Below are 20,387 nucleotides of genomic sequence, written 5' to 3' on the forward strand. Positions count from 1 at the left end.
CCCGAACGGCCGTCGGCCCTTTGCAACGAGGAAGAGACGGTGTTGTTGCATCCCGCGCAAGCGAGGAGACCAGCGCACCTTGCTCCGTGAGCAGGCGCTGATCTCGCCGCGATGCGCGTTGAAGCAATCATTTGCGGGAACGTATGCAGGGGAGGTCCGTCCTAGTTCTCAGCTTCGGGCTGGGGCACCTGGGCGATCATCGCCGCAGTGGCCATGATCTGCCCCGGCTGGCAATAGCCGCACTGCACGACGTCCAGTTCGATCCAAGCCCCCTGGACCGGGTGGTCGTCCGCGCCCCCGAGGCCTTCGATCGTGGTGATCTCGGCCCCTTCGACGGCCGCGAGCGGGAGGGTGCAGGACGGCACCGCGGCGCCATTCAGATGGACGGGGCAGGCCCCGCAGGCCCCCACGCCGCATCCGAACTTAGTGCCCGTCAGGCCCGCATGGTCGCGCAAGGCCCAGAGCAGCGGGGTGTCGGGGTCGGCGTCGAGCGACACCTCCGCTCCGTTCAAGGTGAAGGTTGTCATGCACGTCTCCCTGCGACTGGATCGAACCGTTCCGTCGAAGCCGATCCTACTGCGAGAGCAGGGGCGCACGCTGTCCTGTGGGACGGTCTCGCTGTCACCGGGCTCTCGTTCGATGCCGGGAGGGTAGGGGCCGATCGCGCCCGGACCTGTCACGGACCGACCGTTTCCTGTCACCTGCATCCAATTTCGCGGCGAAGATTGGCCCTGACTTTGCCGGGCGCTGTATGATCCTCACTATCATGAGAATCATCCAAGAACGTGGCGTTCAGGCCGCGATTGGAAGGGACGAGTGGAAATAGGCCAGATCGCCGGAAAGGGGCAGCGCGATGACTGACGATTATGCATTGCACGTGCCGGAGAGTACCGGGGCCTTCCTGCATCGCGCGACGCCGAAAGCGCATCATTGCGATCTGACCGGCCTAAGCATCGTGGCGCTGCCACCCGGGCGGATCGACGTCGAGCTGCGAAGTGCACCGGGCTACATCAACGTAATACCGCAGACGAACGCGAACCGCGTAGATCGCTTTATCGTTGACGATCGCGATCTCTTGTCCCGATCGGTAGCGAACAGAGGCGGTGGCTTCGACCTGTTTGCCGGGGGGCTCGACCACGAAATCAGCGGCGAGAATTTCGGCTGGGAGCTCTTCGTCGAACTGGACGAAACGCAGCTTCCGCAGCTTGCCGTGGAGGCCTGGGACGGTGAGATGCGGATCACCCGGCGCGGTGTGTGCCGGTCGGACTTCGCAGTGTCCAATCTGGCGCGGCTTGCAATCGAACACATGCGGCAGGGCATAACGGACAGGCTATATGTCGAGGGCTTGAGTATCGCCATCGTGGCGCGATGCCTGGCGCAGGCAAGCGACTTGCCGGAGACGGTGACGACGTCCGGAACCGATGCCCGCATCGCTCGTGCCATCGATTATGTCGAGGCACATCTGGGCGAGGGCTTGTCGGTTGCCGCCATCGCGTCGGCCGCAGCAATGTCGCCTTCATGGTTCCAGACCGCCTTCAAGGCCACCACCGGCCAGCCCGTCTTCGCCTATGTCCGCGAGCGTCGTCTGGAACGCGCCCGCCTCCTCCTCGCCGACCGACGCCTTTCGCTAACCCAAATCGCCTTCGCCTGCGGCTTCTCCAGCCACAGTCACATGACCCGGCTGTTCTCCGCCCGCTATGGGGCCAGCCCGAGGGAGATGCGATGATGGACGCCTCCGCCATCGACAGCCGCGGGGATCTTGGCGCGACGGGCTCGTTTCGACCCTATCTCAGCCCGAGATCGCACTCCTGTGACGCGACGGGAATGACGATCACCGCCCTGTCCCCCGGCAAGGTCGATCTGTCGCTCGCCGCGATGCTTCTGGTCCTGAACGTTGTGCCTTCCCGGCCAAGCGCCACCCCGTATCACTATCGCCTCAACGGCGAGGACATCGCTCGGCGCGTTCACACGGCGGAGGGCGCGGCGCACGCCTTCTTCGCCGGCGGCGACATGGAACTGAGTTGTCACAATCACGACTGGGAATGCTTGGTGGAGTTCGATGGCCATTCCTTGGAGGCTGTCATCTCCGAGGCGCTGGAGATGCTGGGCGGGCGCCTGCCCGAGTTCGCGAGCACCTTCGACGCCGCCGTCTGCACCCTGGCCCGGATGGCGATCTCGCACCTGCGGTTCGGGGAACCTGACCGCCTCTATGTCGAGGGTCTGACGGTGGCGATGAACGCGCGCGTGCTGTCGCTCGGGCGTGGGGCACATGGCGCCGCAGCGGTTGACGGCACCGACCCTCGGATCGCCTGCGCGATCGATTATATCGAGGCCCATCTGGGCGAAGACCTCTCCGTCGCGGCTATCGCCTCGGCCGCCGCCATGTCGCCCTCTTGGTTCCGGTCATCCTTCCGCGCGGCGATGGGTCAGCCGGTCTTCGCCTTTGCCCGCGAGCGCCGTCTGGAGCGCGCCCGCCCCCTCCTCGCCGACCACCGCCTCTCGCTCGCCCAGATCGCCTTCACCTGCGGCTTCTCCAGCCACAGTCACATGACTCGGCTGTTCGCCGCCCGCTATGGGGCCAGCCCGAAGGAGATGCGGTAATGGGGCGGTGCGCAGGGAAACGGTTCAGGTGGCCTCGGTGGCCGCGTCGCGCACCGGAGACACTTTGGCCGGACCGCTCAACCCTCGGACGATGAGTTCTCCTGGAACGATCGTCGCGCCTTCCTTGAAACGGCCATCCACCACGCGGTCGACCGCGTTCCGCGCAAGACTTGCGACAGGCTGGCGGATGGTAGTCAGGCGCGGAACGACCAGGTCGGCGAGAAGGATGTCTTCGAACCCCGTCACCGACAGATCGCGCGGCACCTCGACGCCGAGGTCGCGCGCGGCCCTGAGCACGCCGATCGCCACCTGGTCGCTCGCGGTCGCGCCTGGCGGATCGGGCAGGGTCAATATCTGCCGTCCCAGTTGTTCGCCCGCCTCGTAGTCGAAGCGTCTCTTTCTGGCACGAGCAAGGTAGACCGTATAGTCGCCAACTTTTGCGTGCTGGAAGTGGTTATGGGCAGGCTGAAGCTACTGGAACCGGCGGCTAGCACGAGCGAGGACGAAGTGCGCGATGGCAGAGGCGACCCTTCAGGCATAGTCTAGGGTACTACGAACTAGTCTGCAGTGTCGGAACATCTTGAACAGTTCCACCGTGTATGCTGCGGTTACGCGAGGGATCTGTTTTGTAGGGGTCGGTTTGGTCGGTGTCGCCCGATGAGACACGTCCGGAACGGTCGCGAGCGCGTCCCTCTTGTGCACTCGGTGAAACGCATACGGGCGTTCTGGAATCGAGGTCGTCACCCGCCCCGGCGCAGTTTCCCCGGCGTCACCCCCCCCAGCGGCGGCGGAAGGCACGGGTCATGTGGCTCTGGTCGGCGAAGCCGCAGGCATGGGCGATGGCACCGAGGGCCAAGCGGCGGTCGGCGATCATGGCACGGGCGCGGTCGAGGCGGCGGCGGCGGACATAGGCGAAGACCGGCTCGCCGACGGCGGCACGAAAGCTCTCGGCGAACCAGGAGGGTGACATGCCCGCGGCAGCGGCGATCTCGGCCAGCGACAGGTCCGCGCCGAGCCGGGCCTCGATCAGGTCGAGCGCGCGGGCGATGCCGCGCGGCGCCGCTGGCCCGAGAGACGGTGGCGCATCCATGCTCGAAAGGGTGTCGCCCAGAATTGCAAGTGCGAGCCCCTCTAGAAATAAGCGATCCTCGCCGCCCCTCCTCAGGTCATCGATCGCCATCCTCGCGAAAAGGGCCGCCCGAGGACGCGGCCGATAGTTGAGAAAATCACGGGGGAGAGATCTGCCATCGAGGCGCTCCACAACCAATTCATGCGCGCGTTCTGCGTCGAATTCCAAGAGCAGGCCCCAAAGGTGGTTGTTTGCCCGCAGGCGGAAATCGACCCCGACCGGTGCCCAACTGACGCTGTCCGCAGGGCAACATTGAGGTCGGAGCCGGTTGCTCCCGACGGCCTGTTCGTGGATGAGCGCGTTGAGGTTTACGTCCAGCATATGGGCTTTGGCGACGTAGCCGATCTCGACCTGTCCGGGCGGCAGAGCCATCAGCCGCACTCCCGACAATGTGCATTCGTGCTCCAGTGTCGGCACACTCGGTGCTGGCGGCCCGTCTAATGGTACATCGAGCGAATAATCCTCGCGCTTCTGCATCATCCGCCGTCTCCGTCCATGTGCGGCCCGCTCGCAGGCCGGCGCCCGCTCCGTTCCAGGGCAGGGTCCAACCATCGCGCGCCGGAGAGAAGCCTTACCCGGCGAATTCCGTGATTGCGGTCCAAACAACCGGGAAGGCGTTCAAGAACGACTGGCTGGTTATACACCCGGCATCGCGTCCTGCGGACCCTTTCATGCCATCTCCTTCCGTGCCCTGGCCGGCGTGGTCCCGAACCGCGCCTTGAAGGTCCGCGTCAGATGGGCCTGGTCCGAGAACCCGCAGGCATGGGCAATCTGCTGGATCGGCAGAGCGCGCCGGCCGAGGAGGATGCGGGCACGTTCGAGGCGGCGCTCGCGGATATGCGCGTGGACTGGCTTACCCACGACTGCCCGGAAGGACTGGGCGAACCACGAGGGCGACATGCCGGCCACTGCGGCGAGGTGGGCCACGGAGAGATCCTCGCTTAGATGCGCCTCGGCGTAGTCGAGCGCGCGGGCGATGCGCGCGTCCGTGCCGCGGGTGGAGACGGGGCGCATGCCATTCATCACCGAGAAAGCTCGAGCCGTCATCGCAATGGCGAGCCCCTCTACGTACAACCGATCGGGTGCCGCACCATCCGTTGCAGCTCTCATATGCTCGATCGACATCGCGGCAAGCTGCACGAGTCTGGCGTCATGACCCACGAACAATGGTGAGAGAAACCGCGCCTCGCCATCGGTCGCTTCGCTATCGAGCGCAGAGAGTTTCGTCTCGTCGACCTCGACAAGGCATTCCCAGCCGTAATTTGTCGCATCGAACTCAAGCGTTTCAGCGGCGGCGTGAACCATGAAAGGCAGATCCGGAACTCTAGATGGCGTTTGTCGCGTTCCGTCGATAATGGCTTCCCGCAAGTCGGCAGGGCGGCCTGCGTAGGGCGCGATATTGAGCATCGGGTTGAGGTCGACCATTTTGGCCTGGACCAGTCCGGGCGGCATCGCCATGACCGTCAGACCAAGCAAGTCAAGGCTGACCCCATCGGGTCCGATGGTGTGCCGGCTCGCCCCTTCGGGTGTGTCGAAAACGTGCGCTTCCGCACTCATGCCATCTCCTCCCGCGCCTTCGCCGGCGTCACCTCGAACCGCGCCTTGAACGCCCGCGTCAGGTGGGCTTGGTCCGAGAACCCGCAGGCATGTGCGATCTGCTGGATCGACAGGCTCCGCTGGCCGAGTAGGATACGGGCGCGTTCCAGGCGCCGCTCGCGAATTTGGGCGTGAACGGGCTTACCCACGACCGCCCGGAAGGACTGGGCGAACCACGAGGGCGACATGCCTGCGACTGCGGCGAGCTGCGCGACGGAGAGGCTCTCGTCCAGATGCGCCTCGGCATAGTCGAGCGCGCGTGCGATGCGCGCGTCGGTGCCGCGGGTCGGGACGGGGCGGCCCGGCTCGCGCGTCAGGCTGAACGCCCGGGCTGTCATGGCGATGGCGAGGCCTTCGACGTAGAGGCGGTCCGGATTTGCCCTGCGCAAGTGGTCGATTGCGAGGGAAGCGAGCTGCGCCATTGCGTCGTCATGCCCATCCTCGAAAAGCTCTCGGAAGCACGCCTCTCCGTCCGTGGTCTCGTGCGCAAGCAGGGGCAGCTTTGTCTCGTCCATCTCGATCAGGCATTCTCAGCCGTAGTTGATGCATTCCAGCTGCAACCTGTTGGTTGGCGCATGGACGTCAAAACGGCCAGGTCCTGCATGGGCCACGGGAAACCGCTGTCCATCCACTCGCATATCGAAGACTTCTGCCGGCGCGCCCCACGTCGGCGACACGACGAGCATCGGGACGACGTTCGCCATCTCCAATTCGACCCGGCCCGGTGGCATAGCGATGACTTTCAAACCAAGGAGGTCAAGACCCGCCCCCTTGGGACCGATTGTGTTGCTGCTCGCACCGACCGGCGTTTCGAAGATCCGGAGCTCTGTGCTCACGCCATCCACTCCCCCGCGTTTGCCTGGCGTGCGGCTTGGTCGGCAATACGGTCCATCGGCTCCGTCCCTTGCTTTCGTCTCCGGGGTTCGGCCAGGACGGTCGGCTGGTTCAAGCAGACCATCGCTTCGTTCAAGCCGACCAGTTCCGGCCTCAGCCGCGCAAGGGCGAGAGTGCCGATCCCGACGATCCGTTCAACGATTCCGATACTCTGTTCAATGAAGTCGCGCAGATCACCCGTAAGTGTCTAGCTCGAAAGCACACATGCTCGTGTGTTCATTGCACGTTGGATCGAACGAGACCGGAGGACGGACATGGATGATGGGACCGAACGAACAGAATTCGCTCCATCGCGGCGGGGCTTCTTGACCGGTACTGCAGCGACCGCCGGCGGGCTGGCGGCGAGCTTCCACGCGGGTGAGGTCGAGGCGCAGGTAGCCGAACGGCCCGCGCCGGGCGCCCTCGTGGACGTGACGTTCACGCTCAACGGCGAGGCGCGCACGCTGGCGGTCGATCCGCGCCGCACGGCGCTCGACCTTCTGCGCGAGGGCGAGGGGCTGACGGGCACCAAGGTGGGCTGCCGGCACGGGCAGTGCGGGGCCTGCATGATCCACGTGAACGGCGCGCCGGTGCTGGGCTGCCTGACGCTGGCCGCGCAATTGGAGGGCGCGGAGGTCGTCACGATCGAGGGGCTGGCCGGGCAGGCCGAGGCTGCGGGCATCGCGACCGAGGAGGGGCTGCATCCCGTCCAGGCCGCCTTCATCGAGAACGACGCGTTTCAATGCGGCTACTGCACGCCGGGGCAGATCATGTCGGCGGTCGTGGTGATCGCCGAGGGCCACGCGTCCTCCGAGGACGAGGTGCGCGAATACATGTCCGGCAACCTCTGCCGCTGCGCCGCGTATCCGCAGATCGCAGCCGCCGTGATGCAGGCCGCGAGCGAGATGGGCGCCACTGCAGAGGGCGGGGGTGCCCGGCAGGATCTGCACCTCGGCGTGCCGGCGCCCTTTGCAGAGGATGAGGCATGAGGACCTTCGCCTACGAGCGCGCCGCCTCGCTTTCAGACGCCGTCAGCCGCGCGGCCGAGCCGGGCGCGATGCTCTATGCAGGCGGCACGACCATGCTCGATTTGATGAAGCTGGGCGTCTATCGGCCCGAGCGTGTGATCGACATCACCTATCTGGACGATCCTGCCTTGCGTGAGATCGCCGTGGACGGTGAGAGCCTGCGCCTCGGCGCGCTGGTGACGATGAATGGCGCCTCCGAGGACGCGACCGTGAAGGAGCGCGCGCCCTGCCTGTCGGAATCGCTCTGGCTGGCCGCGACGCAGCAGCTCCGGCACATGGCGACGCTGGGCGGCAACGTGATGCAGCGCACGCGCGACACATACTTCCGCCATCCCGACTGGCTGGACCTCGCGGAGGGCGAGGCGTCGGAGGTCGAGACCTATGGCAACACGCCCTATGGCGACGGCCGCCTGACGGCGGTGCGTCAGCCGACGCGGCTGTCGGCGGTGCTGGGCACGACGGAGGGGGACACGGCCTCCTATCCGGGCGATTTCGCGCAAGGATTGGTGGCCTTCGACACGGTGGTCGAGATCACCGGGCCGGACGGCCCACGCGAGATGCCCTTCGCCGAGTTGCATATCCGCCCCGCTGACAAGGCGAACGAGGGCGACTACGCCCGCCTTGCGCCGGGCGAGGTCATCACCGCCTTCCGCGTTCCGCTGAGCCCCGCGCTGGCCCGGTCCACCTACATCAAGGCGCGCGACCGGCAGAGCTACGCCTTCGCCAACGCCTCCGCCGCTGTGGGGCTGGAGATGGACGGCGAGACTGTGACGGACGTGCGCATCGGCCTGGGCGGTGTCGCCACCGTACCATGGCGCGCAACGGCGGCCGAGGACGTCCTGCGTGACGGGCCGCTGACCGAGGAGACTATGCGCACGGCCGCCGAGGCGGCCTTCGCGGACGCGGTCACCCATGAGGCGAACGCCTTCAAGGTGCCGCTGGGCCGGAACGTGATCGTCCAGGCCCTCACCACGCTTTCGCGGATGGAGGGCTGATCCATGGCCGAGACCTACGATGTCGTCACTAACGTGAACCTGCCCCTGATCGGCGAGGGCGTGCCCCGGATGGAGAGCCGCGCCAAGGTCACGGGCACCACGCGCTATGCCGCGGACGAGCCGCTGGCCGGCGCGCTGTACGCCGCGCTCGTCACTTCCGCCCACGCCAGGGGCACGCTTACCGCGATCGACACGCAGGCGGCCGAAGCCGTGCCGGGCGTGCGCCTCGTGTTAACGCATCGCAACATGCCTGCCTTGGGCGAGGTCACGCCCTTCGTCGCCGGCGGGGTGGGACAGTCTTCCTTCTTCCCGCTGGCGGGGACCGAGATCCGCTACGCCGGCCAGATCCTCGGCCTCGTCGTCGCCGACACGCCCGAGATCGCGCGCGAGGCCGCCAAGCTCGTTCGCTCGCAGGTCGCCCCCGAGGACGCCACCGCGTCGATCCACGTGGACGCCGCGCCAGACCCCGTGCCGGTGCCCGAGGACATTCTGCCGCCGATCCGCGTGGGCGACCCCGAAGCCGTCTTCGCGGCGGCCGACCACGTTGTCGAGGGCGAATGGATCACCCCGATCCAGCACCACAACCCGATCGAGCTGTGGTCCACCGCGGCCGAATGGCGGGACGGGGGTCTGCTCGCGCATGTGCCCAGCCAATGGGTGACCGGTACGCGCGCCGCGCTCGCTACCGCCTTCGACCTGCCGGTCAGCCGGGTGCGGGTGCTGTCGCGCTACGTCGGCGGCGGCTTCGGGTCGAAGGCCACGGTGATGAACCATACCTACATCGCCTGCACCGCCGCGCGGATGCTGGGCCGGCCCGTGAAGCTGGAGGTCGGCCGGACGGAGATGTTCGGCGTGGCCTCCATGCGCCCGGGTGCGACACAGCGCCTGCGCGTGGCGGTGGCCGACGGACGGCTGACGGCGCTCGAGCACGTGCAGAACGGCCAGACCTCGCGCTTCGACACGCTCTTCCTGCCCGGCACCGAGCAGACGAGCCGGATGTACGCATGGGCCGCGGTGCGCGGCGACGAGGCGACGGTGGCGACGGACGTGAACACGCCCGGCTTCATGCGCTCGCCCGCGGAGGTGCCCGCGATGTTCGCCCTCGAGTCGGCGGTGGACGAAGCGGCGTGGGCGGCAGGCGTCGACCCGCTGGATCTGCGCCTCAACTCCTCGGCGGCGGGGGGCGATCCGGTCTCGGGCCTGCCATGGACGTCGCACGGGCTGGACGCGTGTCTGCGCCGAGGCGCGGAGGCGTTCGGCTGGTCCGACTGGCGGCCCGAGACCCGCGCGCTCAGGCGCGGCGACTGGTTGCACGGCTATGGCCTCGCAAGCGCGGTCTATCCCACCTACACCGCGCCCGCAACGGCGGACCTGCGGCTGGGCTCGGACCTGTCGGCCACGCTGACGGGCGGAGCGCACGACCTCGGGACGGGCACCTACACCATCGTCCGCCAGATCGTGGCCGCCGAACTCGGTATCCCGCCGGAGGGTGTCGCGGTCGATCTCGGAGACAGCGACCACGCCCCGAACGCGGTCGCCGGCGGATCGCGTCAGACGGCGAGCTTCGGCTCGGCGGTGCTGGACGCCGCGCGCCGGGTCCGCAGCCGGATCATCCAGCTCGCGACGGCCGAGGACGGCATGCTCGCCGGGGCCGACCCGACGGGAATCGCCTTCGCGGGCGGCACCATGACCGCATCCGACGGCGCACGGCGCAGCTCTCCGATGTCGTGGGCCTTGCCCCCTTCGGCGTGATCGAGGTGCGCGGCACCTGGGTGCCCGCCGCCGTCGGCATGAAATCGGTGCGCGAGCTCTACCGCTCCGGTGGAGCGGGCACGGCGGGCATGGTCACCGACGCCCACACGCGCGCGGCCTTCGGGGCGAACTTCGTCGAGGTCGCAGTCCACGCCCTAACCGGCGAGATCAGAGTGCCCCGCATGACCGGCGCCTTCGCCTTCGGGCGCGTCCTCAACGAACGCACGGCGCGCAGCCAGCTGACGGGTGGCATGATCTGGGGCGTGGGCAGCGTGCTGCACGAGGCGACGGAGGTGGATCACCGCTTCGGCCGCTACGTGAACGCCGACCTAGGCGAGTACTTCGTGCCGGTGAACGCGGATGTCCCCCGCGTCGCGGCCATCCTCGTGGAGGAGGAGGACCGCCACATCAACCCGCTGGGCGCAAAGGGCGTGGGCGAGCTGGGCATCACAGGCATGGCCGCCGCCGTGGCCAACGCCGTCCACCACGCCACCGGCATCCGCCTGCGCGAAGCACCGATCCGCATGGAGCATATCCTCGGCGCCTGACCGCCGCTCCGATCCCGGCGGACAATCCTCCCCCCCGCTGGGCCCGCGGCCGCCGGACTGTCCCCGGTGGCCGCCCCCTCCACACACCAGAACAACGAGCCGAACATGACCGCGCTCAAACTGCTCGCACTGATCCTTGCCGCCTCCATCCCTATCCCGACCTTCGCCGCGGCGCAGGAGGGCGACACCGCCGCCGTCATCGCGCTGGCCAACGCCGTAGACCGCGCCGTCGACGCGAAGGACTGGGACGCGGCCCTCGGCTACTTCGCCGAGACCATCGTGTCGGACCAGCCCGGCGCCGATCCGTTCGAGATCCCGGCGGCGGAGCTCGTCGGCGGGTGGGAGGAGAACCTCCACGCCGACAAGGCGAGCTTCCACTTGCGCGGCACCCATGTCGTCGCCTTCACCGAGAGCGGCGCGGCTGCGACCGTGACGTCCAAGGCCTACGCGTTTAACCGCGTCGACGGCATCCCGGGCGGTGATCTCTACGAGGTCTGGGGCGACTACGAGTACGACGTCGTGCTGGAGGACGGAGCGTGGCGGATCACGCGCTTCGCCTTCGAGCCGTCGATGCAGCGCGGGAACATTGCCGTCGTGTCACATCAGCCGGGGGGCGATGGGATGAGACGGCCATGACAACGGCAGCACGCGTCGGATGACCTCGCGCCCTGAGCACGACGATCCAAGCGAGCGGATGGAGAATGGACCGACGCGTCGCACTGTCCTGACGGACGTCGGAGGCTTGGCTCTCGCCGCGTCGATCCCTGCCGCCCACGCCGACCGATCCCCGACCCCAGCGATGGAGACGCCGATGACCGATCCGACCACTGTCCCGAGCCTACGCGTACGCCCGCTCTCCGTGCAGCAGGAGGAGTATACAGGCGAACACTTCATCGCCGACGACCCGGCGAACCAGCTCGTCCCCGACCTCTCGCTGCCCGAGCGCGTGACCTTCGCGGCCATCGACGGCACCGAGATCGTCGGCAACCTCTACCGGCCGCCGGAAGGGCGGGGGCCGATCCCCGCGCTCGCGCTCTGCGGGCCAATCAGCGCCGTGAAGGAGCAGGTCGTCTCGCTCTACGCCGAGCGGCTCGCCAGTGCGGGCTATCTCTGCGTGACCTTCGATCCGCGCCGCTTCGGCGAGTCAGGCGGCACGCCGCGCGGCTTCTACGATCCGTCCGACATCATCTCGGATGTCCATTCGGCCGTCCGCTTCCTCTTCGCGCATGACGCGGTCGACACGGACCGGGTCGGCGCGGTCGGGGTCTGCATGGGCGGCGGCTACGCCGTCAGCCTCGGCGCGCGCGAGAAGCGCCTCGGCGCCATCGTCGCCATCGCGGGCGGGTACGATATCGGGGCGACGTTCCAGCAGATGCAAGGCGCCGAGGGCTTCGCTGAGGTCCTCGCACAGCTGAACGGCATGGTGCAGGAGCAGGTCGCGACCGGTGAGGTCGCTATGATCCCCACCACCGCAGAGGATCCGGACACCCTCGCCGCGATGCCGAACCCGGAGGCGCACAGCTTCTATACCCGGACGCGGGCGAGCTACGCGCCCAACTGGTCGTCCGATTTCGCGGCCATGTCGCTCGAGGCCTACTTCGCCTACTCGGCCCTCTCGCAGGCTCCGCTCGTCGCGCCGACGCCCATCATGTACATTCACGGCACGCTCGACGTGTTCCTCCTCCCGGAATACGCGCAGGCCGCCTACGACCGCAGCCAAGCCCCGAAGGAACTGGTCTGAATCGATACCCACAACCACATCGAGCTCTACGACCAGGACCCCTATGTCGGGATCGCCGCGGAGCAAACCATCCGCTGGCTCGACACACATCTCAACGGGGCGGGCGACCAATGATCGGGGGTCCGGAGAGCGTCGCGCATCACGTCCGCGACCGCGAGGAGGTCGTCGAGGAGGGCGAATTCATCGTCGTACCCCACGGTGTCGAGCATTGCCCCGTCGCCCTGACCGAGACCTGCGAGGTCGTGCTGCTGGAACCGGCCACGACGGTGAATACGGACATAGCAACCGATGGTCGTCGCGTTGAAGATCTGACGGTGGTCTGAAGGGAGACGGCGATGTAGGCCGTTTGCTTCATCCGCAGGGCAGCGGCCCCCGCCCACGTGGGACTGTTCAGCAAGTATGCCGACGTGACGGCCGAGATCTGTTTCGGGAGGGTTGGTTTGGGCTGCGTTACCCGATGAGACCCATAGTGAATGGCTTCAGGGCGTTCCTGAAGTGCGCTGCCTCTACCGCACCGCGCTTGCCGAAGCGATTGCCCCATCGCGATCGTCGGGATCGAAGGTCCGGGTCCACAGATTGGGCTGGAACCAGTCCTCGACCTGCAGGAACCGGTCGGTGAAGTTCGTGGCCGTCAGGACGGCGCAGTGGCCATGCGCCTATATCAGTGAGAACGGACGCGCCAACTCGCCCGCTTCCCGTAAACATCCGCCGGCGCTCATGCCGGTCCCATCGCGGTAGTCGACCATCAATCGGAGGGGCGCGTCCGAACAGAGCGTCCGCTCCATGCGTGGCACGACCGCGTCGAAGTCGGACCATCCCATCCGGCCGCTCACGGTCAGCAGCCACACGTGGCCTTCGTCACGCTGTTCGGTATTTATCGTGCCAGTCTTCCATGATCGCGCGTCGCCCTCGTCTCCCGTGGGAGCGACGACCACTACGAGTGCTCCGGACGAGTTTAGGTTCTTCTTGCGAACACGAACGCAAGGCCTTCGCTACTGACCGGTGGCGGCGGCAGCCAGGTCCCCGAGCAGCGTCTTGTAGAAGGCAACGTCGCCTTCGGGATAATCCAGCCCGTGCCGTGCGAAGATTGTCTCGTAGAGGTACTCCGCAGAGTTTTAGGCCAGCCAGACCTGACCGTCCGGATCCTCGTAGATCAGCGCCTTCGGCGGGAAGTCTATGCCCGCGATCTGGTTCTGGCGCATGAAGGGCGTACCATAGCCGGGATTGCCGAACGGGATCACCACCGTGGGCGGGAGAGTTTCGTCGTGTTCCGCCGCCGCCTCCGCGTGATCGAAGCGCGGGAAGACGCGAATGCCGCGCTCGCGCGCGGCGGCTTCGTAGCGGTCCGCCGTCGCCTCGACGGAATGCCGGCTTTCGACGCGAACGATCCCGGTCGCGGTGGTCTGCCCGACGGCGGGAAAGGCAAGAATCGTCGCGAGCGCGGCGAAGAACGCTGTTTTGGAAGAGATATGGATCATGGCATGTCCCTCTGCGGATTGGCATGTCGTCTTCGACCTTGAAGTAGCCCTCTCGGCAGATGGGCTCGCGTTGTCTCTTCCAGACGGTCCGTGGGGGCGGAGCGTCGCCGGTTTGCGCAGGGCGCCACGTCGCGCGGCCGGTGATTCGGGCCTGAACCTCAGAACGACACGTCGAGCCTCAGACCCCAGGCCGCGCCGCTCTTGGCACCCTCATCGCCGCCGGGGTTCCAGACGTATTGCAGGTTCGGCGCGAGCCGGACGTTGTCGCGCAGCTGAAGCCCGTAGTGGGCCTCGAACACACTCTCGGTATCGCGTCGGCGCAGCGGCGTTCCGTCGGCGAGCGAGGCCGCGCGAGCCGCGTCGCGAGCCGCGTCGCTGTAATGCAGGCGGGTGAACTGAAGGCCGATATTGTCATCCGGCCGGTTCGGGACGATCCCGCGCACGGAGGTGCCGAGGAACCACGTCCGGTCGACCTCCGCCGCCGCGTCGGGCTCGACCGTCACACCGCCGAAGAGGATCGCGCCGTTCGTGCGGCCCTCGCCCGCGCGCCAGACCATCTGATCGAAGATCGCGTAGTACTGCCGCCTGTCCCCGCGCACCCCCGCGGTTGGCCCGTCAGCCGCGCGAGCCCGCCGACCGCATCGAAGGCGAGGTCGGTGCGGTCGGACGTGTCGTAGATCGCACCGAAGGCGTAGCGGCCGGGCAAATTGCCTTGGGGGACATAGGCGATCTCCAGAGGATAGGCGACGCCGGTCTGGTCCTCGGCCGAGAGATCGAACCCATCCACCGCGAAGGCGCCGGGATCGCGCTGGTAGGCGCCGAGGCGTAGGTCGAGCCAGGGCGTCGGCGTCCACTTAACCCGCCCGCCCCAGACCTGGCCGGGATAGGGCTGGAAGGCACCGCCGAGTATCAGCCCGACCGGTTGGCCGCAGAGCGACAGCGTCTGGAAGTCGCAATAGACCGGCGACGCGGCGAACTGCCCCGACATCACGGTGCGCCCGCCGAGCAAGTTCACCGTGCCACCGGCGAGATCCTGGGAGAGGGTGAAGAAGAGTAGGCGAACGTCCGGCTCGGCAGCGCCCGCGATCTCCTGGGTCTGCACGGTCGTGCCGGCCTCGGTCAGGCCGTAATCCTGGCCCGCGCGATAGTTGAGGCGCAGGTTCAGCGCAGCACCCGGCCAGCCGAAGGCGGTCTCCAGATCGAGATCGATGTCGAAGCGCAATTCATGGGCATAGTCCGCGTCGCCGCGGAAATCGGACCCGATCGGCCCGGAGGCCTGCGCCGTGAAGCCGCCGGAGAAGGATAGGCCGCGTTCGGCGAGCGGGACGTCCTGCGCGGCCGCCGGGACGGTCGAGACGAGCAGGGCCGTCGCTACCAGCGGGCGGATCGGGGGAAGCAACATTTCGGACCTCGCGGACAGGGCTGTCCCGATCCTGACCGCCCCCTCGCGCACGTCATGGGACGTCCCGGGCGATCCTAGGGGACGATACGAGCGATCCGCGTGCCGCGCCCGCCCCGTGCCAAACGAACGCCCGTATCGTCCCATGGATCGGGGCTCGTCCGCCCTAACCTCCGGTTGCGCAGTCCAATCCACAGCATCCGAAAGGTCTTCCTATGCGCCATCACACGATCATGCTCACCGCCGCCCTGACGTTCGCCGCCGCGGGGACGCCCGCGCTTGCCCAAGTCCAGGTCCCTGAGGGGGTCGATCCGGCCTACATGACGGCCGAGCTGAACCTGCCGCCCGAGGACGTGGAGGCGGTGCGCCAGGTGGTGCTGCGCCTCAACCACGCGCTCGACGCGGCCGACTACGATCTCTACGGCAGCTTCTTCGCGCCCGAGGCCGAGTTCGTGACCGGCTTCGGGACCTCGACGGGGCCGGAGGGCATCGCCGAGGCCATGCGCCAGTCGAGCGGCTTCACCCAAGGCAAGCGGCACGTCTCTGCGAACCTCGTGATCAGCGGCGAGGGCGATCGGGCCGTCGTCACGAGCTACCAGGTCGTGTTTGAGCGCGTGGAGGGGCTGACCTATGCAGGCTCCGCCTTCAACGTGGACACGCTGGAGCGGCGCGACGGCGAATGGCTGGTCGTGCGCCACGACAGCACGCTCGATCCGGCGACGGCTGCGATGGTGCAGGAGATGATGGGCGGCTCGGGCAACTAAACGGCGCGGGCCGGGCGCGATACGCGGCCTACCCGCCCCGCGGCGTCGTCCCGTAGGCCCGCTTCCAGCACCGCGCGAGGTGCGAGGCGTCGGTGAAGCCGCAATCGGCGGCGATCTGCATGAGCGTGTCGTCGGTGCGGGCCATCCGCTCGCCCGCGCGCTCGAGGCGGCGGCGGCGGATGAAGGCCCAGGGCGTCTCGCCCGTGGCCGCGCGGAAGGCGCGGGAGAAGGCCGAGGGCGACATGCAAGCCGCGCCAGCCAGCTCGCCGACGGTGAGGGATGCGGCGATATGGGTCTCGGCATAGTCCACCGCGCGCGCGAGGCGGCGGTCGGAGAGCTTCGGTGCGGCGGTTAGGTTATGGCCGCAGGCGGCGATCAGTTCACCGAGCATGGTCAGGAACGCACCGTCGAGGTCGAGTCCCGCGGCGGGATCGGTCCGGTTCGCCGCCACCCACATCGCTTCGTGGGCTGCGATTGCGCGAGGGAGATCTTGAAAATGTTCGACCAAGCCGTCCAGAGAGCCGATAGAAAGGTTGTGCCCTGAGAGCAGCGCCCTCAAAGTCCCCTCCGAGATGCATCCGACACGCAGATGAAGCTCGGGTAGCCGAAATTGGCACTCCGTATTCGCGGGATGCACATTGAGGCCGTGCTGGCCTCGCAGCTCGTGTTTGCTCCATCCGTCACCGAAATTCGTCTCTGCAGAGCCAAGTCCACTCAGAAGCCTGACGAAGCCGACTTGACTTAATGGCGGATCGATTGACTCGATGGCTCCTTGCCGCACATCCACGAACTCCAAGCCGAATGTCCCACCCGCGCGATGCTCCTGTGCGAAATCGCGGTAGGGGCCATCCCGATATTGATCGGGGAGAGAGCGTATCTGCGATCCATCATCCGGCATATCGTTCTCCCTGCTATCGTCACGTTAGCGGGCGGCCTGTGTCCGCGCCACCATGAAGCGTCGCCGAACCCGGTCCCATGCAAGTGGCGCGCCGCTCATGTTCAAGGAAGACGGCCGAAACCGCGAACCGGGAGGGGCCGCTACGCCCGCCTCGTGCCATCGGAACGCCCGTAACGTGCAAGGGCGACGGCGCGGAGCGAAGTAGGTTGGCCGCCAAGGGTTCGGGCCGGGAGCGGGGCGACAGCCGGTGAAGGACGACGGTGCAGCACGCTCGGCACCGGACCGAACCGCCTAGACACCCGCAGCACATACCGGAGCCCGCCCATGACCCGATCCTCCCTGCTCGCCACGACGTTCCTCGCCTTCGCCGCGCCCGCGCTCGCCGACACCGCCGACAGCCAGGGCGGGGGCGGCGCCGGCGAGGAACGTCGTGGCGAGCAGGGCGACGGCCGCCACGGGGCAGGAGACGGGGACGGTGGCCTATCTCACCTCCGGCCCCTCCGAGGGCCTGCCGCAGGAGATGCAGGGCTTCACGCCCGTCACCGACGCCGACCTGGCGGACCCGCCGCGGGGCGAGTGGCTGTCTTACCGCGGCGGCTACGATCTGCCGGGCTACGTGCCGCTCGACCAGATCGACCGCGACAACGTGGGCGAGCTCCAACTCGCGTGGTCCTGGGCGCTGAACGGGCGGCGCACGCAGGTGCAGCCTCTGATCCGCGACGGGGTGATGTTCCTCAACCAGTCGGCGGACGTGATCCAGGCGCTCGATGCCGCGACGGGCGACCTGATCTGGTCCTATGCGCGCGAACTGCCCGAGGGTCTGTTCCCGCTGGCCTATGCCAACCGCAACATCGCCATCTACGACGACCTGATCCTCGTGGGCACCTCGGACGCGCATCTGCTGGCGCTGGATGCCCGGACAGGCGAGATCCGCTGGGAGGTCGAGGTCGCCCGCCACGAGGAGGGCTACCAGTACACGGCCGGACCCATCATCGCGAACGGCCTGATCATCGCGCCGATGTCGGGATGCTACCTCTACAACCCCGGCGGCTGCTGGGTGTCGGCGCACTCCCCCGAGGACGGCAGCGAGGTCTGGCGCTTCTACACGAACGCCCGGCCGGGGACGGAGGGCGGCGACACCTGGGGCGACATCCCCGTGGAGGAGCGTCGCGGCGGCAGCGTGTGGATGCCGCCCGCCTATGACGCCGAGACCGAGACGCTGATCGTCGGCACCGCGGTGCCCGTGCCCTGGGGCCGGGCGCAGCGTGCCTCGGCCACCGGCGCCGAGAAGCACACCAACTCCACGGTCGCGCTGGACGTGAACACCGGCGAGATGAAGTGGGCGCACCAGCACATCCCGGCCGACAACTTCGACATGGATACCGCTTTCGAGAGGCACCTGCTGACGACCGAGGTCACGCCTGGCGACGATGTCCGCTGGGTGGCCGACGACCTTCCGCAAGGCGAGGCGGAGGTCATCTTCGGCATGTTCGGCAAGTCCGGGATCATCCGCGCCCTCGACCGCGAGACGGGTCGCCTGCTCTGGGCACGCGAGACCTACCGCCAGACTGTGATCTCGGATCTCGACATGGAGACCGGGCTCGCCACGCTGAACGAAGACCTGATCGCCGAGGTCGGCGAGACGGTGGAGGTCTGCCCGTCACTCTATGGCGGACGCAACTGGCCGGGCGCCGCCATCGACCCCGAGGCGGGGACGTTCTTCGTGGGCTTCAACCACGTCTGCATGGACTATACGCTCAACGAGGTGGAGATCGAGCTGGGCGCCTATCATGGCTCCGCCGAGTTCACCTTCGCGCATGCGCCTGACCGAGGCCCCGAGGGCGAGGAGCAGGTGGGCTCCGTCATCGCCATCGATATCGCCACGGGCGACACCCTCTGGCAGCACGACCAGCGCGCGCCGTTCTACGGCTCGCTCCTGGCGACGGGCGGGGGCCTCGTCTTCGGCGGCGGGGTGGACCGGACGTTCCGGGCCTTCGACAGCGCGACCGGCGAGACGCTGTGGTCCACGCGCCTCACGACCTCGGCCCAGGGCTACCCGGTCAGCTACGAAGTGGATGGGGTCCAGTACCTCGCCGTGCCCGCGGGCTATGGCCTCGCCTTCCCGGAGCTGACGCCCGAGATCCCGCAACCGAACTCCGGCGCCGCGTTGATGGTCTTCCGACTGCCCGAAGGCACCGAGACTGCGGTCGAGTAACCGACGCGCCCTAGCTTTACCGGGACCCACAGGAAGGAGACTCCCATGCGCGTCCTCATCATCGGCGCCTCCGGTAATGTCGGAGGCCACACCGTCCACCACGCCTTGAAGGCCGGGCACGAGGTCTCGGCCGGAGCGCGGGACCCCTCGAAGATCGAGGGCGAAGACCCCAAGCTGCGCCGCGTCGAGACCGACGTGATGAAGCCCGACACCCTGCGCGCTGCCGTCGAAGGGCAGGACGCCGTCATCCTGACCTTCGGCGCGCCGCTCACGCGCCAGACGATCCTGCATGCGCCGACGCTCTGCGCCGACGGGACGGCGAACGTCATCGACGCGATGAAGGACGCGGGCGTGAAGCGACTGATCGCCATGACCGCCATCGGCGCGGGCGACAGCGCGGGCCATGGCCGCTTCGTCTTCCGCCGCATTATCGAGCCCGTCCTCCTGGGTCGCATCATGGAGGACCGCACCCGCCAAGAGGAGATCGTCCGCACCTCCGGCCTGCCCGAATGGGTCATCGTCCGCCCGACCGAACTGGCCGACCGCGACACCGCGCCCATCCGCGTGATCGAGGACCTGGAGGCGGAGCCCGAGCCCGAGACCATAGCGCGTGAGGATGTCGGCCGCTTCCTCGTCGCCCGAGTGGACGGGCGGGACTACGACGGGCGCGCCGTGCTCATCACGAACTGATCGCGCTCACGAGGCGTTTGCCTGCGGACGAACGGAATATGGAGACACCAATGCCGACGCTCTATTGCATGCCGGGCACCTGCAGCCTCGCACCGAACATCGCCGTCGCCTGGCTCGATGCGCCCGTAAAGGTGCACACGATGGCCTACGGTGACCACAAGAAGGACGCATATCTGGAGATCAATCCGAAGGGAAAGGTGCCGGCGCTGAAGTTCGAGGACGGCGACGTACTGACCGAGGCCGCCGCGATTTTGTCGTGGCTGGGCGCCGCGCACGGCAGCGAAGGCTACGCCCGCGACACTAAAATCGGCCGCAAGGAGGCAGAGGCGCTTAGCTACATGACCTCCGAGGTCCATGCCGACTTCGCGCCTCATTTCGCTGCCCAGACCTTCGCCGAGGAGGAGGCCGCGCAAAAAGCGGTGAAGGCGAAGGCGTACGAGAAGATTGCCGGTCACTACACGTACATGGAAAGCGTGCTGAATGAGCATGGCGGCACATGGTACCTCGGCAAACGCTCCTTCGCGGACGCCTACCTCTACGTCCTGACCCGCTGGGCCGACCAGACGCCCGTGGCCTTGTCGGATACGCCGCTGCTGGCGGAGCACCGCGCGAGGATGGAGGGCGACGACGGCGTGCGGACCGCCCTGGCGCGCCAGGACATGGAGCCCGTCGGGTGATAT

The 20,387-nt window shown here is 67.6% G+C and carries 21 protein-coding genes and 2 pseudogenes; 13 read left to right on the forward strand and 10 right to left on the reverse strand.

Annotation, left to right across the window (positions count from 1 at the left end; genetic code table 11):
• Positions 1-161: 161 nt before the first annotated feature.
• A complete protein-coding gene (locus tag jaqu_RS00005) occupies positions 162-527 on the reverse strand; it encodes a (2Fe-2S)-binding protein (protein ID WP_084629193.1) in 366 nt (121 codons plus the stop codon).
• A gap of 326 nt (positions 528-853) precedes the next feature.
• On the opposite strand from jaqu_RS00005, the gene jaqu_RS20250 reads away from it, so the two are divergent.
• Positions 854-1,726 carry a helix-turn-helix domain-containing protein gene (locus jaqu_RS20250; RefSeq protein WP_052500655.1) on the forward strand — a complete coding sequence of 291 codons (873 nt, stop codon included), beginning with the start codon at positions 854-856 and terminating at the stop codon, positions 1,724-1,726.
• Positions 1,723-2,601 (forward strand): helix-turn-helix domain-containing protein, encoded by an 879-nt coding sequence (locus jaqu_RS20255; protein ID WP_084629195.1) that lies wholly within the window; start codon positions 1,723-1,725, stop codon positions 2,599-2,601. Before jaqu_RS20250 ends, jaqu_RS20255 begins: the two co-directional genes overlap by 4 nt.
• Positions 2,602-2,625: 24 nt before the next feature.
• Here jaqu_RS20255 and jaqu_RS00020 read toward each other — a convergent pair.
• The 5 genes and pseudogenes from jaqu_RS00020 to jaqu_RS00040 all read right to left on the reverse strand — a co-directional run.
• Positions 2,626-2,973, reverse strand: a pseudogene (locus jaqu_RS00020) (substrate-binding domain-containing protein); the annotation flags it as partial.
• Positions 2,974-3,370: 397 nt separating this feature from the next.
• Entirely contained in the window at positions 3,371-4,210 is an 840-nt protein-coding gene (locus jaqu_RS20260; protein ID WP_161793802.1) for a helix-turn-helix transcriptional regulator, read from the reverse strand.
• A 189-nt stretch (positions 4,211-4,399) separates the two neighbouring features.
• Positions 4,400-5,287, reverse strand: a complete 888-nt coding sequence (locus jaqu_RS20265; protein WP_052500659.1) for a helix-turn-helix domain-containing protein — start codon at positions 5,285-5,287, stop codon at positions 4,400-4,402.
• Positions 5,284-5,841: a helix-turn-helix domain-containing protein gene (locus tag jaqu_RS20270; RefSeq protein WP_052500660.1), complete on the reverse strand. Its 558-nt coding sequence runs from the start codon at positions 5,839-5,841 to the stop codon at positions 5,284-5,286. The genes jaqu_RS20265 and jaqu_RS20270 overlap by 4 nt, the downstream gene beginning before the upstream one ends.
• Positions 5,842-5,856: 15 nt before the next feature.
• Positions 5,857-6,162: a hypothetical protein gene (locus jaqu_RS00040; RefSeq protein ID WP_043916876.1), complete on the reverse strand. Its 306-nt coding sequence runs from the start codon at positions 6,160-6,162 to the stop codon at positions 5,857-5,859.
• Between the two features lie 312 nt (positions 6,163-6,474).
• On the opposite strand from jaqu_RS00040, the gene jaqu_RS00045 reads away from it, so the two are divergent.
• The 7 genes from jaqu_RS00045 to jaqu_RS00070 all read left to right on the forward strand — a co-directional run bounded on the left by jaqu_RS00045 (position 6,475) and on the right by jaqu_RS00070 (position 12,586).
• Positions 6,475-7,188 carry a (2Fe-2S)-binding protein gene (locus tag jaqu_RS00045; protein ID WP_043916877.1) on the forward strand — a complete coding sequence of 238 codons (714 nt, stop codon included), beginning with the start codon at positions 6,475-6,477 and terminating at the stop codon, positions 7,186-7,188.
• The gene (locus jaqu_RS00050) at positions 7,185-8,222 is read left to right on the forward strand and encodes an FAD binding domain-containing protein (protein WP_043916878.1); all 1,038 of its coding nucleotides are present in this window, start codon (positions 7,185-7,187) and stop codon (positions 8,220-8,222) included. The genes jaqu_RS00045 and jaqu_RS00050 overlap by 4 nt, the downstream gene beginning before the upstream one ends.
• 3 nt (positions 8,223-8,225) lie before the next feature.
• Entirely contained in the window at positions 8,226-9,974 is a 1,749-nt protein-coding gene (locus jaqu_RS00055) for a xanthine dehydrogenase family protein molybdopterin-binding subunit (protein WP_052500661.1), read from the forward strand.
• A complete protein-coding gene (locus tag jaqu_RS22190) occupies positions 9,950-10,522 on the forward strand; it encodes a molybdopterin cofactor-binding domain-containing protein (RefSeq protein ID WP_052500662.1) in 573 nt (190 codons plus the stop codon). The genes jaqu_RS00055 and jaqu_RS22190 overlap by 25 nt, the downstream gene beginning before the upstream one ends.
• A gap of 105 nt (positions 10,523-10,627) precedes the next feature.
• Positions 10,628-11,158 carry a nuclear transport factor 2 family protein gene (locus jaqu_RS00060; protein ID WP_052500663.1) on the forward strand — a complete coding sequence of 177 codons (531 nt, stop codon included), beginning with the start codon at positions 10,628-10,630 and terminating at the stop codon, positions 11,156-11,158.
• 175 nt (positions 11,159-11,333) lie between these two features.
• Positions 11,334-12,263, forward strand: a complete 930-nt coding sequence (locus jaqu_RS00065) for an alpha/beta hydrolase (protein ID WP_161793803.1) — start codon at positions 11,334-11,336, stop codon at positions 12,261-12,263.
• Positions 12,264-12,373: 110 nt separating this feature from the next.
• Positions 12,374-12,586 carry a cupin domain-containing protein gene (locus jaqu_RS00070; protein WP_052500664.1) on the forward strand — a complete coding sequence of 71 codons (213 nt, stop codon included), beginning with the start codon at positions 12,374-12,376 and terminating at the stop codon, positions 12,584-12,586.
• Positions 12,587-12,919: 333 nt separating this feature from the next.
• On the opposite strand, the gene jaqu_RS00075 is transcribed toward jaqu_RS00070, so the two are convergent.
• From jaqu_RS00075 to jaqu_RS21525, 3 genes and pseudogenes are all read right to left on the reverse strand, one after another.
• Positions 12,920-13,111, reverse strand: a complete 192-nt coding sequence (locus jaqu_RS00075) for a hypothetical protein (RefSeq protein ID WP_161793804.1) — start codon at positions 13,109-13,111, stop codon at positions 12,920-12,922.
• A gap of 267 nt (positions 13,112-13,378) precedes the next feature.
• The gene (locus jaqu_RS00080) at positions 13,379-13,741 is read right to left on the reverse strand and encodes a DUF302 domain-containing protein (protein ID WP_043916898.1); all 363 of its coding nucleotides are present in this window, start codon (positions 13,739-13,741) and stop codon (positions 13,379-13,381) included.
• Positions 13,742-13,899: 158 nt separating this feature from the next.
• A pseudogene (locus jaqu_RS21525) lies at positions 13,900-15,287 on the reverse strand (carbohydrate porin).
• Between the two features lie 86 nt (positions 15,288-15,373).
• Here jaqu_RS21525 and jaqu_RS20280 point away from each other — a divergent pair.
• The gene (locus jaqu_RS20280) at positions 15,374-15,904 is read left to right on the forward strand and encodes a nuclear transport factor 2 family protein (protein WP_161793806.1); all 531 of its coding nucleotides are present in this window, start codon (positions 15,374-15,376) and stop codon (positions 15,902-15,904) included.
• 28 nt (positions 15,905-15,932) lie between these two features.
• Here jaqu_RS20280 and jaqu_RS21530 read toward each other — a convergent pair whose 3' ends face one another.
• Positions 15,933-16,361 (reverse strand): helix-turn-helix domain-containing protein, encoded by a 429-nt coding sequence (locus jaqu_RS21530; protein WP_161793807.1) that lies wholly within the window; start codon positions 16,359-16,361, stop codon positions 15,933-15,935.
• 871 nt (positions 16,362-17,232) lie between these two features.
• On the opposite strand from jaqu_RS21530, the gene jaqu_RS00105 reads away from it, so the two are divergent.
• The 3 genes from jaqu_RS00105 to jaqu_RS00115 are packed head-to-tail and all read left to right on the forward strand — an operon-like array spanning position 17,233 to position 20,384.
• Positions 17,233-19,017: a pyrroloquinoline quinone-dependent dehydrogenase gene (locus jaqu_RS00105; RefSeq protein ID WP_052500667.1), complete on the forward strand. Its 1,785-nt coding sequence runs from the start codon at positions 17,233-17,235 to the stop codon at positions 19,015-19,017.
• A gap of 45 nt (positions 19,018-19,062) precedes the next feature.
• Positions 19,063-19,707 carry an NAD(P)-dependent oxidoreductase gene (locus jaqu_RS00110; protein WP_043916884.1) on the forward strand — a complete coding sequence of 215 codons (645 nt, stop codon included), beginning with the start codon at positions 19,063-19,065 and terminating at the stop codon, positions 19,705-19,707.
• A 50-nt stretch (positions 19,708-19,757) separates the two neighbouring features.
• Positions 19,758-20,384 carry a glutathione S-transferase family protein gene (locus jaqu_RS00115; RefSeq protein ID WP_043916885.1) on the forward strand — a complete coding sequence of 209 codons (627 nt, stop codon included), beginning with the start codon at positions 19,758-19,760 and terminating at the stop codon, positions 20,382-20,384.
• Positions 20,385-20,387: the final 3 nt, after the last annotated feature.

Origin of the sequence: Jannaschia aquimarina (assembly GCF_000877395.1) — a bacterium.
Classification (GTDB): domain Bacteria; phylum Pseudomonadota; class Alphaproteobacteria; order Rhodobacterales; family Rhodobacteraceae; genus Jannaschia; species Jannaschia aquimarina.

Bases quoted from the DNA above. Each gene is read 5' to 3' on its own strand.
- jaqu_RS20280 (WP_161793806.1), top strand. From the start codon at position 15,374: ATGCTCACCGCCGCCCTGACGTTCGCCGCCGCGGGGACGCCCGCGCTT.
- jaqu_RS20260 (WP_161793802.1), bottom strand. From the start codon at position 4,210: ATGATGCAGAAGCGCGAGGATTATTCGCTCGATGTACCATTAGACGGG.
- jaqu_RS00055 (WP_052500661.1), top strand. From the start codon at position 8,226: ATGGCCGAGACCTACGATGTCGTCACTAACGTGAACCTGCCCCTGATC.
- jaqu_RS00005 (WP_084629193.1), bottom strand. From the start codon at position 527: ATGACAACCTTCACCTTGAACGGAGCGGAGGTGTCGCTCGACGCCGAC.
- jaqu_RS00050 (WP_043916878.1), top strand. From the start codon at position 7,185: ATGAGGACCTTCGCCTACGAGCGCGCCGCCTCGCTTTCAGACGCCGTC.
- jaqu_RS00110 (WP_043916884.1), top strand. From the start codon at position 19,063: ATGCGCGTCCTCATCATCGGCGCCTCCGGTAATGTCGGAGGCCACACC.
- jaqu_RS20270 (WP_052500660.1), bottom strand. From the start codon at position 5,841: ATGGACGAGACAAAGCTGCCCCTGCTTGCGCACGAGACCACGGACGGA.
- jaqu_RS00080 (WP_043916898.1), bottom strand. From the start codon at position 13,741: ATGATCCATATCTCTTCCAAAACAGCGTTCTTCGCCGCGCTCGCGACG.
- jaqu_RS00115 (WP_043916885.1), top strand. From the start codon at position 19,758: ATGCCGACGCTCTATTGCATGCCGGGCACCTGCAGCCTCGCACCGAAC.
- jaqu_RS00065 (WP_161793803.1), top strand. From the start codon at position 11,334: ATGACCGATCCGACCACTGTCCCGAGCCTACGCGTACGCCCGCTCTCC.
- jaqu_RS00070 (WP_052500664.1), top strand. From the start codon at position 12,374: ATGATCGGGGGTCCGGAGAGCGTCGCGCATCACGTCCGCGACCGCGAG.
- jaqu_RS20250 (WP_052500655.1), top strand. From the start codon at position 854: ATGACTGACGATTATGCATTGCACGTGCCGGAGAGTACCGGGGCCTTC.
- jaqu_RS20255 (WP_084629195.1), top strand. From the start codon at position 1,723: ATGATGGACGCCTCCGCCATCGACAGCCGCGGGGATCTTGGCGCGACG.
- jaqu_RS00045 (WP_043916877.1), top strand. From the start codon at position 6,475: ATGGATGATGGGACCGAACGAACAGAATTCGCTCCATCGCGGCGGGGC.
- jaqu_RS21530 (WP_161793807.1), bottom strand. From the start codon at position 16,361: ATGTGGGTGGCGGCGAACCGGACCGATCCCGCCGCGGGACTCGACCTC.
- jaqu_RS00060 (WP_052500663.1), top strand. From the start codon at position 10,628: ATGACCGCGCTCAAACTGCTCGCACTGATCCTTGCCGCCTCCATCCCT.
- jaqu_RS20265 (WP_052500659.1), bottom strand. From the start codon at position 5,287: ATGAGTGCGGAAGCGCACGTTTTCGACACACCCGAAGGGGCGAGCCGG.